Source organism: Pseudomonas sp. LBUM1641, from assembly GCF_059716235.1.
The window spans coordinates 1,800,230-1,814,208 of the sequence record NZ_CP166815.1; the positions used below are offsets into that span (position 1 = coordinate 1,800,230).

The 13,979-nt window shown below is 60.4% G+C and carries 11 protein-coding genes; 5 read left to right on the top strand and 6 right to left on the bottom strand.

All coding sequences use genetic code 11. The features are described from left to right. Positions 1 to 3: 3 nt before the first annotated feature. The 5 genes from cmaX to ACA046_RS08270 all read left to right on the top strand — a co-directional run bounded on the left by cmaX (position 4) and on the right by ACA046_RS08270 (position 3,927). A complete protein-coding gene (gene cmaX, locus ACA046_RS08250; protein ID WP_076017173.1) occupies positions 4 to 999 on the top strand; it encodes a divalent cation transporter CmaX in 996 nt (331 codons plus the stop codon). An 86-nt stretch (positions 1,000 to 1,085) separates the two neighbouring features. Continuing rightward, positions 1,086 to 1,331, top strand: coding sequence for a hypothetical protein (locus tag ACA046_RS08255; protein ID WP_003215011.1), 246 nt, complete (start codon positions 1,086 to 1,088; stop codon positions 1,329 to 1,331). Positions 1,332 to 1,333: 2 nt separating this feature from the next. Next, positions 1,334 to 2,158: a mechanosensitive ion channel family protein gene (locus tag ACA046_RS08260; protein WP_008432650.1), complete on the top strand. Its 825-nt coding sequence runs from the start codon at positions 1,334 to 1,336 to the stop codon at positions 2,156 to 2,158. An 87-nt stretch (positions 2,159 to 2,245) separates the two neighbouring features. Next, entirely contained in the window at positions 2,246 to 2,836 is a 591-nt protein-coding gene (gene sigX / locus ACA046_RS08265) for an RNA polymerase sigma factor SigX (protein ID WP_076017174.1), read from the top strand. A 107-nt stretch (positions 2,837 to 2,943) separates the two neighbouring features. After that, a complete protein-coding gene (locus tag ACA046_RS08270; protein WP_459026947.1) occupies positions 2,944 to 3,927 on the top strand; it encodes an OmpA family protein in 984 nt (327 codons plus the stop codon). A gap of 60 nt (positions 3,928 to 3,987) precedes the next feature. On the opposite strand, the gene cobA is transcribed toward ACA046_RS08270, so the two are convergent. From cobA to ACA046_RS08300, 6 genes are all read right to left on the bottom strand, one after another. Beyond that, a complete protein-coding gene (cobA, locus tag ACA046_RS08275) occupies positions 3,988 to 4,731 on the bottom strand; it encodes a uroporphyrinogen-III C-methyltransferase (protein ID WP_497676250.1) in 744 nt (247 codons plus the stop codon). 9 nt (positions 4,732 to 4,740) lie between these two features. Then, positions 4,741 to 7,449, bottom strand: a complete 2,709-nt coding sequence (locus tag ACA046_RS08280) for a nitrate reductase (protein WP_497676251.1) — start codon at positions 7,447 to 7,449, stop codon at positions 4,741 to 4,743. Beyond that, a complete protein-coding gene (gene nirD, locus ACA046_RS08285; protein ID WP_063032355.1) occupies positions 7,449 to 7,766 on the bottom strand; it encodes a nitrite reductase small subunit NirD in 318 nt (105 codons plus the stop codon). Before nirD ends, ACA046_RS08280 begins: the two co-directional genes overlap by 1 nt. Next, positions 7,763 to 10,216 (bottom strand): nitrite reductase large subunit NirB, encoded by a 2,454-nt coding sequence (nirB, locus tag ACA046_RS08290; RefSeq protein WP_497676252.1) that lies wholly within the window; start codon positions 10,214 to 10,216, stop codon positions 7,763 to 7,765. The genes nirD and nirB overlap by 4 nt, the downstream gene beginning before the upstream one ends. Positions 10,217 to 10,448: 232 nt before the next feature. Further along, entirely contained in the window at positions 10,449 to 12,119 is a 1,671-nt protein-coding gene (locus ACA046_RS08295) for a bifunctional protein-serine/threonine kinase/phosphatase (protein WP_497676253.1), read from the bottom strand. After that, positions 12,119 to 13,330: a nitrate/nitrite transporter gene (locus ACA046_RS08300; RefSeq protein ID WP_497676254.1), complete on the bottom strand. Its 1,212-nt coding sequence runs from the start codon at positions 13,328 to 13,330 to the stop codon at positions 12,119 to 12,121. The genes ACA046_RS08295 and ACA046_RS08300 overlap by 1 nt, the downstream gene beginning before the upstream one ends. Positions 13,331 to 13,979: the final 649 nt, after the last annotated feature.

Genomic DNA, 13,979 nt, shown 5'->3' on the forward strand with positions numbered 1-13,979 from the left:
AGGATGTTCGAGGAAGAAAACGCGCAGTGGGGGCTGGTGCATGCCCTGGTGCTGGACGGTAAAGGTGGTGCGCGTTCGATTGCCCGGACAGAGCTTGATGAGCTGCAACTGCAGCCTCAGGAAAGCCTGTGGCTGCATTGGGACCGTAGTCACCCCCAGACCCAGACCTGGTTGCGTAAATCCAGCGGCTTGAGCGAGTTCGCCTGTGACCTGCTGCTGGAGGAAAACACCCGCCCACGCCTGTTGCCACTGCCGGACGCTGAACTGCTGCTGTTTTTGCGCGGGGTCAACCTCAATCCCGGCGCCGAACCGGAAGACATGGTCTCGGTGCGGATCTTTGCCTCGGCAGCGCGGGTGATTTCCCTGCGTTTGCGCCCGTTGCGCGCCACCGACGAGTTGCTGGTGCAACTGGCGGACGGCAAGGGGCCGAAGACTTCCTCGGAACTGGTCCTGTATATGGCGCAGTACCTGACCAACAAGGTCCAGGATCTGGTCAGCGATCTGTCCGAAATTGTCGATATCGAAGAAGAAAAACTGGATGCCGACGAACGGTATACTCCGGAGCATGGCAGCGTTTTGCAGATCCGTCGGCGCGCCGCCGGGCTGAAGCGTTTCCTGTCGCCGCAGCGGGATATTTTCGCGCAGTTGACCCGGATCAAATTGCCCTGGTTCTGTGACGACGATGCTGACTATTGGAACGAATTGAACAACAGCCTGACCCGTTACCTCGAGGAGCTGGAATTGTCCCGGGAGCGCGTGGGGCTTGTGCTGGAGACCGAAGACCGACGTTTGAGCCTGCGCATGAACCGCACCATGTACCGCTTCGGGATCATCACCGGGATCTTCCTGCCGATGAGTTTTCTGACCGGCTTGCTGGGGATCAACGTGGGCGGAATTCCGTTCTCTTCCAGCCCTTACGGATTCCTGATTGCCTGCCTGATGATGGTCTCGGTGGCGGTCGGGCAGTGGTGGTTGTTTCGACGTTTACGTTGGGTTTGAGCTGAATGTGACCTGAACGTAGAAAGAGGTCATGTGACCCGAAGAATTTTACCCTCGTCTTTTAAATCACTTGCGAGAGGTTTTTTATGCACGATCCGTTCGAACAGTCTTTGCGTGACATGCTGAATGCGTCGCCGTCCAATCGGGACGACGATGCTTGCCTGGGTCGCGTTTTGAAAACCGCCAACCGCCAGGTCGGGGCGGGGGATCTGTTCGGTCTGCTCGGCCGTTGGTTGCCGGCGTTGATGATGGCGTTGAACAATGGTTCGGCCCACGTTTCACCGGTTTCCCGTCGTAAACCTCTTGCTCGCACTGCTGATAAGGCTGAATGAATATGGAACTCGATCTCTGGACCCAGAGTCTGGTAACTGCAATGACTGCACTGTGGACCAAGGTGGCGAATTTCATTCCCAACCTGTTTGGTGCACTGGTGGTGGTACTGCTGGGTTTTGTCGTGGCCAAGCTGCTCGACACCCTGCTTTCCAAATTGCTGGCTAAGCTGGGTCTTGATCGATTGATGGGTGGTACCGGCCTGACCAAGATTCTGGGGCGTGCCGGGTTGCAGGTACCGATCTCGACATTGATCGGCAAGATCGTTTATTGGTTTGTTTTGCTGATTTTTCTGGTTTCCGCAGCGGAATCCCTTGGACTTGAGCGCGTTTCAGCTACGCTCGACATGTTGGCGCTGTATTTGCCGAAGGTATTCGGTGGCGCGCTGGTATTGCTGGTAGGGGTTTTGCTGGCGCAACTGGCCAATGGCCTGGTGCGTGGCGCGGCTGAAGGCGTAGGGCTGGATTACGCCAGTGGCCTGGGGCGAATTGCCCAGGGTCTGGTGATTATCATCAGTATTTCGGTCGCGATCAGCCAGTTGGAGGTCAAGACTGACCTGCTGAACCACGTGATTGTGATTGTTTTGATTACCGTTGGTCTGGCCGTTGCGCTGGCCATGGGGCTGGGAAGTCGGGAAATTGCAGGGCAGATTCTTGCGGGAATCTATGTGCGTGAGCTATATCAGGTTGGGCAACAAGTGCGTGTGGGCGAGGTCGAAGGGCAGATCGAGGAGATCGGCACGGTCAAGACGACAGTGCTGACGGACGACGGCGAACTGGTGTCGCTTTCGAACCGGATCTTGCTGGAACAGCATGTGACTAGCCGCTAACCCGGCGAATCCTGCTAATGTACGCCGCCGCGAACCTGGGTATCCAGACTCTGGCGGACATTGACCTGACTGTCGGCACGACTTGTTTTGAATAAAGCCCAAACGCTGTCCACGCGCTATGACCCCCGTGAGCTCTCTGATGAGGAGTTGGTCGCGCGCTCGCACACGGAGCTGTTTCACGTAACACGCGCGTACGAAGAATTGATGCGCAGGTATCAACGCACTCTGTTCAACGTTTGTTCAAGGTATTTAGGGAACGATAGAGATGCGGATGATGTCTGTCAGGAAGTGATGCTCAAGGTGCTCTACGGCCTGAAGAACTTCGAGGGCAAATCGAAGTTCAAGACATGGCTCTACAGCATCACGTACAACGAGTGCATCACGCAGTATCGGAAGGAACGGCGAAAGCGTCGATTGATGGATGCTTTGAGTCTGGACCCACTTGAGGAAGCGTCTGAAGAAAAGGCGCCAACCCCGGAAGAGAAGGGCGGACTCGATCGCTGGCTGGTGTATGTGAATCCGATTGACCGGGAAATTCTGGTGCTACGATTTGTCGCAGAGCTGGAGTTCCAGGAAATCGCTGACATCATGCATATGGGTTTGAGTGCTACAAAAATGCGTTACAAACGCGCTCTTGATAAATTACGTGAGAAATTTGCGGTCAGCACTGAAACTTAGTGCGTGGCAAATATCTCTTACGTGTAGGCAAGTTCTGTTAGACTTGTCGCCGAGTTGTCCCCCGGTATGTGGGACTGCTTTACAATCACCAGATGGGGATTTAACGGATGAAACTGAAAAACACCTTGGGCTTGGCCATTGGTACTCTTATTGCTGCCACTTCAGTCGGCGCTCTGGCACAAGGCCAAGGCGCAGTTGAAGGCCAGCTGTTCTACAAAAAGCAGTTCAACGATAGCGTCAAGCATATCGAAGACGGCTTCAACCCTGGCGCCAGCATCGGTTACTTCCTGACCGACGACGTGTCGATCAACCTGAACTACGACACTACCAAGCACACCCGTTCGAACGACGGTACTGGTAGCCAGAAGATCAAAGGTGATACCGGCAGCGTTACTGCCCAGTACCACTTCGGTCAAGCTGGTGTCGACTCCCTGCGTCCATACGTAGAGGGCGGTTTCGGCCACCAGAGCCGTACCAACGTTGAAGCTGATGGTCACAAAGGTCGCGATCAATCGACCCTGGCTATCGCTGGCGCTGGCGTGAAGTACTACTTCACCGACAACCTGTTCGCACGTGCTGGTGTTGAAGCTGACTACGCTATCGACAACGGCAAGTGGGACTACTCTGCACTGGTTGGCCTGGGCGTAAACTTCGGCGGCAACGCTGGCAAAACTGCTCCAGCTCCTACCCCAGCACCAGCTCCAGAGCCAGTTCCAGAGCCAGAAGCTCCGGTTGCTCAGGTTGTTCGTGTTGAGCTGGACGTGAAGTTCGACTTCGACAAGTCGGTTGTTAAGCCTAACAGCTACGGCGACGTGAAAAACCTCGCTGACTTCATGAAACAGTACCCACAAACCACCACCGTTGTTGAAGGTCACACTGACTCCGTCGGTCCTGACGCTTACAACCAGAAGCTGTCCCAGCGTCGTGCTGACGCTGTTAAGCAAGTCCTGGTCAAAGACGGTATTGCTCCTAACCGTGTAAGCTCGGTTGGTTATGGCAAATCCCGCCCAGTTGCTGACAACGCAACTGAAGCTGGCCGTGCTATCAACCGTCGCGTAGAAGCCTCGGTAGAAGCACAAGCAGCTCAGTAATTACTGAGTTGTAGAAAAAAGCCCGGCTTAGGCCGGGCTTTTTTTCGCCTGCAATTTGTCTCACGCAGTGGCGCTGGCCAGGGCCTCAACCGCTTGCGTCGCCTGGATTACCCGGCCAATCACCAGGATTGCAGGGCTCTTCAGGGCGAAATCCTGTGCATCGTCCTGCATCCGGGAAAGGCTGCTGCGACACTCACGTTGTTGTGGCAATGAAGCGTTTTCAATCATCGCCACCGGCATGTCGTCACTCATTCCACCTTCCAGCAACTGTTGGCGAATCTCGCCCAGCTTGGCCACACCCATGTAAATCACCAGCGTCGTACCACCCTCGGCCAGTGCTCGCCAATTGAGGCTGCTGTCATCCTGAGTGTGAGCCGTGACCAGCGTGACGCCCCGGCTGATACCGCGCAGTGTCAGCGGAATATCACAGTTCGTTGCACCGGCCAGCCCCGCCGTAATGCCATTGACCAACTCCACCTCCACCCCTTGCTGCCTGAGCCATGCCGCCTCTTCGCCGCCGCGACCAAAAATGCACGGATCGCCGCCCTTGAGCCGCACCACGCATTTGCCTTGCCGGGCATAGCGCAGCATCAGGCGATGGATAAATGCCTGTGGTGTGGAACGGCACCCGCCGCGTTTACCCACGGTGATCAGCCGTGCAGTGGGGCAATGCTCCAGCAGCGCCGGGTTGACCAGGTCATCGATCAGCACCACATCGGCTTCCCGCAGGGCTCTCACCGCCTTGAGTGTCAGCAGCTCCGGATCGCCGGGACCTGCGCCCACCAGCCAGACTTTTGCGCTCATATGCTTTCCTCACACCGTGATCGCGATTGGCTGCGTGCCGTTCGCCAATAGCCGTTTGATTTCCGGCACACAGGAGCCGCATTGCGTACCGCAACCCAACTCCTGCTTCAGCCCATTCAGGTCCAGGCCCCGGGCAATGCCGGCGCAGACCGCGTTTTCGCTGACGTTCCTGCAGTTGCACAACGTCTTGATGCGGGTCGAACTGCCCCCCGGTGGCGCACTCAATGGCGCCAGCAGCCAGCGTCGCAACTGCTCATCGGTGCGACCTTCCAACCACAGGCTTTGCAACCAGTGGCGAGCCAGGGTTTCGCCGGCCAGGCGAATCGCGGTGATACGGCCCTTTTCAATTTTTACCCGCTTGCCAATGGAGCGCCGCGGGTCGTCGTAGGCCATGACCGGACCGTCATTGAGGCCCAGCAACTGGTCAATCTGCTTGAGCAGGTCAAGCGCAGGCGCCTCGTGATGCGCCGCACGAATCAGCAGGGCGGGCCGCTCGCGCCCGGTCAGGCTCAGGCTGACGTAGGCAAAGCCCTCACACAGCGGTCGCAACGCTTCGAAGTGTTGCTGCACATCGCCCTCAATCAGCGCAAACAAGTGCCAGGGCAGTTGCACGGCCTCCAGGCGCACGCCGCTATGTTTGAGTTCCGGTTGTTTGGACAGCGGATCGAACGCCGGCTGGGTGAGCGCGTTGACGCCACCTTTAAGAAACCGGTCGCCCCAGTGCATCGGCAGGAAAGCCTGGCCGGGACGCACGCTGTCATCGCTGCCGACAGCCACGATCACGCTGGCGCGCCGACTTTTCAGGCTGATCAGGTCACCTTCCTTCAAACGATGCCGGCGCAGTTCATCCGGGTGCAGGCTGAGCAACGCTTCACTGACATGCCCGAACAGCTGCGCAGCAGTACCCGTGCGGCTCATGCCATGCCATTGGTCCCGCAGGCGCCCGGTGATCAGGGTCAGAGGGAAACGCGCGTCACGCTGCTCCTTGGCGGCGCGATAAGGGTCGGCGACAAAGTGCGCGCGGCCAGTCTCCGTCGGGAAAATCCCGTCGGTGTACAGGCGCGGTATTCCGCTCACCGCATCGGCCGGGAATGGCCATTGCTGTGGGCCGATCCGGTCCAGCAGGGCGTGACTGATACCCGAGAGGTCCAAGTCGCGCCCACGGGTCAGCAATTTGTATTCTTCAAAGATCTGCGCGGGTTGCTCAAAGGCAAAAAGCCCCGGTTTTCCGGGACGAAGACGCCGTTCCAGGCGCTGGGCAAAATCCACGGTGATGGCCCAGTCCGGCCGCGCTTCCCCTGGTGGGACGATGGCTTGCCGGACGTGGGAAATACGCCGTTCAGAGTTGGTGACTGTGCCTTCTTTCTCGCCCCAGCTCGCTGCTGGCAACAACAGGTCGGCGAAACGTGCGGTCTCGGTTGTACGAAAGGCTTCCTGTAGCACCACGAAAGGACACGCCTCCAGGGCCTGGCGCACGCTGTTCTGGTCGGGCAGTGATTGGGCCGGGTTGGTGCAGGCGATCCACAGGGCCTTGATCTTGCCAGCCTGCATCTGTTCAAACAGTTCGATGGCTGTGAGCCCGGTGCTGGCAGGGAGTTGTTCTACACCCCAATACGCGGCCACTTCTGCCCGGTGTTCAGGATTGGCAGCCTCGCGATGCCCCGGCAGCAGATTCGACAAGCTTCCTGTTTCCCGTCCACCCATGGCATTCGGCTGACCCGTCAGGGAGAAAGGTCCGCAGCCCGGACGGCCGATGGTGCCGGTCGCCAGATGCAGGTTAATCAGTGCGCTGTTCTTTGCGCTGCCTGCGGTGGACTGGTTCAGCCCCATGCACCACAACGACAGGAAGCTCGCCGAGGTGCCGACCCATTCTGCGCACAGGCGCAGTTGCTCGACACTGATCCCGCACAGCTGCGTAACCATCTGCGGCGTGTAGTCGTGAACCAGGCGTTTGAGCTCCATCAGCCCGTCGGTATGGGCCTGGATAAAATCGCGGTCGATCCAGTCTTCCCACAACAACAAGTGCAAGATCCCATGGAACAACGCGACATCCGTACCCGGCAGGATCGCCAGGTGCAGGTCCGCCAGGTCGCAGGTGTCGGTGCGTCGGGGATCAATCACCACCACCTTCATCTGTGGCCGACGGGCCTTGGCTTCCTCCAGGCGTCGGAACAACACCGGATGCGCGTAGGCCATGTTACTGCCGACGATCATCACGCAGTCGCTCGACTCCAGGTCCTCATAGCTGCAGGGCGGCGCGTCGGCCCCCAGGCTGCGCTTGTAGCCGACCACCGCCGAAGACATGCACAGCCGCGAATTGCTGTCGATATTGTTGGTGCCCACCAGCGCCCGCGCGAGTTTGTTGAAGCTGTAGTAATCCTCGGTCAGCAACTGCCCGGAGATATAAAACGCCACGCTGTCCGGCCCGTGTTCGGCGATGGTCTCGGCGAACACATTGGCCGCGTGTTCCAGGGCGGTGTCCCAGTCCGTGCGGGTGCGGGCCAGGCCTTTGCCCAGCCGCAGTTCCGGGTACAACGCACGGGCAGCAAGATCGCCAGTAAGGTGCAGGCTTGCACCCTTGCTGCACAGCTTGCCGAAGTTGGCCGGATGGCTCGGGTTGCCACTGACGCCGAGGATCTGCGAGCCATCATGCTCGATCAGCACGCCGCAACCGACCCCGCAGTAGCAGCAGGTGGACGCGGTGGTCTGGCGGTTCATCAACCGGCGTCCCGCAGGGCCAGCATCACCCGGCCGTTTTCCACACGGGCCGGGTGGTGATGGGCGCAGCCGACGTCCGGTGCCTGGGCTTCACCGGACTCCAGGTCGATCTGCCAGTTATGCAGCGGGCAGGCCACGCGCTTGCCGTAGATCAAGCCTTGGGACAGTGGACCTCCCTTGTGCGGGCAGCGGTCATCGAGGGCGAAAACTTCGTCGTCACTGGTACGAAAAATCGCGATGTCACCTTTGGGCCCGGTGATGATGCGCGAGCCCAGGGCGTTGATTTCTTCAAGGGCGCAGATATCCAGCCAGTTCATGCCGGCACCTCCAGCAGTTTGACGGGGAGGGTGTCGAACTCCTTTTTCAGCAGTGGCTGTTCCAGGCGTTCTTTCCACGGGTCCTGTTCGAACGACAGGGAGAATTGCAGGCGGTCATTGAGCGCCTGGCGCCGCGCCGGGTCTTCCAGGACGGCCTTCTTGATGTGCTCCATGCCCACCCGTTGCAGGTAGTGCACGGTGCGCTCCAGGTAGAAGGCTTCTTCCCGGTAGAGCTGTAGGAAAGCGCCGTTGTATTCGCGCACTTCTTTGGCGGTTTTCAGCTTGACGAAGAACTCGGCGACTTCAGTCTTGATCCCGCCGTTACCGCCGATGTACATCTCCCAGCCCGAATCGACGCCGATAATTCCCACGTCCTTGATCCCTGCCTCCGAGCAGTTGCGCGGGCAGCCGGACACTGCCAGCTTGACCTTGTGGGGCGACCACATATTGAACAGGTCATGTTCCAGCTCAATCCCCAGCTGTGTGGAATTCTGCGTACCAAAGCGGCAGAACTCGCTGCCAACGCAGGTCTTCACGGTGCGGATGGATTTGCCGTAGGCATGGCCGGACGGCATGTCGAGGTCCTTCCATACACCGGGCAAGTCCTGCTTCTTGATGCCCAGCAAGTCGATACGCTGCCCGCCGGTGACCTTGACCATCGGCACGTTGTACTTGTCGGCCACATCGGCGATGCGCCGCAGTTCCGATGGATTGGTCACACCGCCCCACATCCTCGGGACTACCGAGTAGGTGCCGTCTTTCTGGATATTGGCGTGGGCCCGTTCGTTGATCAGACGCGATTGCGGATCGTCTTTCGCCTCGCCGGGCCAGGTGGAAATCAGGTAATAGTTGAGTGCCGGACGGCAGGTGGCGCAGCCGTTCGGGGTGCGCCAGTTCAGGTAGCTCATGGTGCCGGCGATGGTCAGCAGGTGCTGGTCGCGAATGGCCTGGCGGATTTGCCCATGGTTGAGGTCGCTGCAGCCGCAGATGGCTTTTTCGCTTTTCGGTTTGACGTCGGCCGCGCCGCCTACGGTGTTGATCAGGATCTGTTCCACCAACCCGGCGCAGGAGCCGCAGGAGCTGGCGGCCTTGGTGTGTTTTTTCACGTCGTCGACGCTGAACAGCCCGTGTTCCTGAATTGCCTTGACGATGGTGCCCTTGCACACGCCGTTGCAGCCGCAGACTTCAGCACTGTCGGCCATGCTCATGGCCTTGTCCTGGCCTTGGTGGCCTACATCGCCGATGGCGTTTTCGCCGAACATCAGGTGATCACGGATCTCGCCAATGGCGTGGTTCTCACGGATCTGCCGGAAATACCAACCGCCGTCAGCCGTATCGCCGTACAGGCAGGCGCCGACGAGGATGTCGTCCTTGATCACCAGCTTCTTGTAGACGCCGCCAATCGGGTCGGAAAGGGTGATGGTTTCGGTGCCTTCGCCACCCATGAAATCCCCGGCGGAGAACAGGTCGATGCCAGTGACTTTCAATTTGGTGGAGGTCACCGAACCCTGGTAACGCGCGAAACCCAACTGGGCGAGGTGGTTGGCGCAGACCTTGGCCTGTTCGAACAGCGGTGCCACCAGGCCATAGGCGATCCCGCGATGGCTGGCGCATTCGCCGATAGCATAGATGCGCGGGTCGTAGGTTTGCAGGGTGTCGTTGACCAGAATCCCACGGTTGCACGGGATGCCGGATTTTTCCGCGAGCTCGGTGTTGGGGCGGATGCCGGCAGCCATCACCACCAGGTCGGCGGGGATCACATCGCCATTCTTGAATTGCACCGAGCCGACGCGGCCATTGCCGGCGTCATGCAGCGCCTGGGTTTGTTCCTGCAGGCGGAACACCAGGCCACGGCTTTCCAGTTCGGTTTGCAGCAGTTGGCCGCTGGTCTTGTCCAGTTGCCGCTCCAGCAACCACTCGCCGATATGCACCACGGTCACGTGCATGCCGCGCAGCATCAGGCCGTTGGCGGCCTCCAGGCCCAGCAGCCCGCCGCCGATCACCACGGCGTGCTTGTGGGTCTTGGCGGTGTCGATCATGGCCTGGGTGTCGGCGATGTCGCGGTAGCCGATCACACCCTGCAACGTATTGCCGGGGATTGGCAGGATAAACGGCGTGGAGCCGGTGGCGATCAGCAGGCGATCGTACTCGGCCTCGCTGCCGTCTTCGGCGATGACTTTGCGTTTGACCCGGTCGATCTGCACCACTTTGCGGTTGAGCAGCAACTTGATGTTGTTATCGAGGTACCAGCTCAAATCGTTAAGCACGATCTCTTCAAAGGTCTGCTCACCAGCCAGCACCGGCGACAGCAGGATGCGGTTGTAATTGGTGTGGGGCTCGGCGCCGAAGACGGTGATGTCGTACAGGTCGCTGCTCAGCTTGAGTAATTCTTCAAGGGTGCGAACCCCGGCCATGCCGTTGCCGATCATCACCAGTTTGAGTTTCTTCATGTCGTTCTCCGCAGTGGCTCGACAAATCGTGCGCAACAAAAAAAGGCGTCCCCGCTAGGTAAGTAGCGAGGACGCCTTTGTCCTGGTCCCGTTCTCTCGGGAAGCTCGACCTTCGACGTTGAAGGTGCGGCTATATGTGTGTTGATGGAAAAGCTAATGCAGCGGTTGTGCCAAGTGGTGGTTTGGCCGGATTTATTCAGTGCGGCGCCGATGTGTCGGGGGATTTCGCCTCTTAGTGGTGCAACAGCCAGTACAACAGCACCAGATTGATCAGCAGCGACAGCACCGCCAATGTTTGCCAGACCTTGAGCGGTTCGCGCTCCAGCAGTGGTTTTGGTCGCGTGCTCAACTCGCGGCGGTCTGCCTGCTCCAGTACGAGCAACCATTCCTCGGCGGTTTCATAGCGTTGCTCGGGTTGTGCGGTGACTGAGCGCTCCAGGCTTTGTTGCAGCCAGTCGGGCAGGTCGGGGCGGTAACGGCTGGCGCTGACCGGCGCGGTGAACCGGGGGCGTTGGAACGCTTCGATTTCGCCGTAGGGATAATGCCCGGTGAGCAGGTAATACAAGGTCACGCCGACGCTATACAAATCCTGTTGCGGGGTAGGGCGTTCGCCGTTGAAGGCTTCCGGGGCGATAAAGCTCGGCGTGCCAGGCAGCAGGTGCGCGCGATCCTCGGAAAGCCCAGGGCAGTAGGCCAGGCCAAAATCCAGCACGCGCAATTCGTTATCGTCGCCCAGCAGCAGGTTTTCCGGCTTGATGTCGCGGTGCAGGATCTGCCGGCGGTGCAGCAACCCGACCGCGCGCAACAGGCGTTCGGCCAGGGACTGCCACTGCGCCAGGGGCAATGGGCCCTGGTGCTTGAACAGTTCGGCCAGGGTTTGCCCGGCGTATTCGCGCATCACGTAGTACAAATGCTGACGGCCGCTGGCGGGATGGACTTCAGGAAACGCGCGGCCGGCGACCCGGCGCAGGAACCATTCCTCCGACAGCAATGCCTGGGCGGCGAACACGTCATCGTCATGGCTGACCGGCAAGGTTTTCAGCAGCCAGGCCTGTTGCTGGGCATCGCGCACCCGGTAGAGCAAGGATTGGCGGCTTTGCCCCAGCAGCGTTTCCACCTGCCAGCCTTCGAAACGCTGGCCGGCTTTCAAGGGCGGCGGCAGCGGCCATTGCTGCAACTGCACCAGTGCATCACCCAGGGTGGCAGCGCCGAGCTGGTCGACACGCACCAGCAGGGCGCTGGCATTGTCCTGACTGCCCGCCAAGTGCGCAGCGCTGACCAAGGTGTTTACCGCGAGGTTCAGGTCCGACTGTTCCCGTAGGATTGCGCTGATGCGGGTGTCATCCAGGGTCGCCCACACACCGTCGCTGAGCAGCAGAAAACACTCGCCGGCCCGCAATTCGCCGTCGAGGAAATCCAGTACCAGAAGTTGATCCAGACCCATGGCGCGCTTGAGCACATGCTGCATGCCCGGTTGCTCCCACACGTGCTCTTCGCTCAGGCGCTGCAACTCGCCATCGAGCCAGCGATACACCCGGCAATCACCCACATGGGCCAGGGTGAAACGCTGGCCGCGAAACACCAGAGCGCTCAGGGTAGTCAGCAACGGCTGGCCGCCGCCGTTGGCTTGCAGCCAGCGATTCTGTGCCACCAGCAAGCGTTCCAGGGCCTGGGCCACGCCCCAGGTTTGCGGCGTGGCGTAGTAGTCCAGGGCCAGGGCTTGCAAGGTCGAACGAGCAGCCAGTCCGCCATCGGCGCATTGGCTGACGCCATCGGCGATGGCGCACAGGTAGCCTTTGCTGGCGGCCAGCTCCGGGGCTGGCGTGACCAGGCGCAAGGCGTCCTGGTTTTCCTGCCGAGGGCCGGTGGCGCTGGCTTGGGCGAAGCTCAGTTGCAGGCTCATCAGACCCGGGCAGCCGTCACCGCTGCCGAGCCCCAGGTGGTTCTCCAACGCCGCTTGACGCCGTACAGGCCGAACCACGCCAGCACGCCCAGGCTGGCGAACAACCACAGTGCCAGTTGATAGCTGCCGGTGCTTTGCTTGATCGCGCCCATGCCCGCCGCCAAGGCGAAACCGCCGATGCCGCCGGCCATGCCGATCAGGCCGGTCATTACGCCGATCTCCCGATGAAAACGCTGGGGCACCAGCTGGAACACGGCGCCGTTACCCGCACCCAAACCGAGCATGGTGCAGACGAAAAGCGCCAGGGCGGCGTAGGAACTTGGCAGGTTGAAACCCACCGCCGCGATGCAGATCGCGGCCACGCCGTACATGCCGAGCAGGGTGCGAATCCCGCCAAAACGATCGGCCAGGGCGCCGCCCAAAGGCCGCATCAGGCTGCCGCCGAATACGCAGGCGGCGGTGTAGTAACCGGCGGTCACCGGGCTCAAGCCGTATTGGTCGTTGAAGTAGCCGGGCAGGGCGCTGGCCAGTCCGATAAAACCGCCGAAGGTCACGCTGTAGAAGAACATGAACCACCAGCTATCGCGGTCGCCCAGTGCCTTGAAGTAATCGGCCATGGACTTGGCTTTGGGCCGTTGCGGGGCATTGCGGGCGAGCCAGGCGAAGACGATCAGGGTCAGGATCAGCGGGATCAGCGCAAAGCCGAACACATTGCTCCAGCCAAATGCGGCGGCCAGTACGGGGGCCAGCAAGGCCGCAAACACCGTCCCGGAGTTGCCGGCGCCGGCGATGCCCATGGCCTTGCCCTGATGCTCGGCGGGGTACCACTGGGACGCCAGTGGCAGCGCGACGGCGAACGAGGCACCGGCCATGCCCAGGAACATCCCCAGCAGCAGGGCTTGTTCGTAGCTGTGAATCCCGAGTTTCCAGGCGGCGAACAGGGCGCAGATGACGATCACCTGGCCAATCAGGCCGGCGGTCTTGGGCGAGAGTTTGTCGGCGAGCATGCCCATCAGGAAGCGCAGCACTGCGCCGGCGAGGATCGGCGTGGCGACCACCAGGCCGCGTTGTTGGGTGGTGAGGTGCAGGTCGGCGGCGATTTGCACCGCCAGGGGGCCTAACAGGTACCAGACCATGAAACTCAGGTCGAAATACAGGAACGCGGCGAACAGGGTTGGGGTGTGGCCGGATTTCCAGAAGCTTGATTTCATCACGCACCTCAGCGGTAAAGGGGTCTTATGAGAAGGCCTGGTGATGGAACGGCTGTGGCCGCCCCACCGGCCCCGGGCTATAGGGCCAAAACGAAAAAACGCCGCCACCGGGTTCGCGAGGGCAAACCGGGTGTGCGACGTCTTTGTCGTGGAGGGGGCAACCGCCGTTGGCTACCTGTGGGGATTCTTTAGCAAGAGGTGGGCCAACAGGGGGTGGGTGGGTTTTTTGACTGTGTGTATATCCGTTATTTAGGTAACGGCGGCTTATGGTTCCGCTCTTACAGCGGGTCACTTTTGGCAAACGCCCCAAAAGTAACCAAAAGGTCTTTGCCCCACCACTCGGTGCCTCGCCTAGGCTCGGCATGCCCGCACTCCGGCCCGGTTCCGCGGGCCGCCGCGACGGGCCATCCATGGCCCGGCGCGGCTAAATCGGCTTCCCTGCCGATTTACCCGCTCCACCGTGCCTACTTGCGGCCATCGTGGTTGACGGGGCCCGCAGATCAAAATCACAAGCAGATCAAAAGCCAGAGCACAGCGGCCTACAGGCCGGCTTGAGTGTGAGAAGCAGGGGCAAGATCCAGAGCGAAAGCAGGGCTGCTTTCCTGTAGGAGCGAGCTTGCTCGCGAAAAACCAGAGGGCGCCGCGTTCA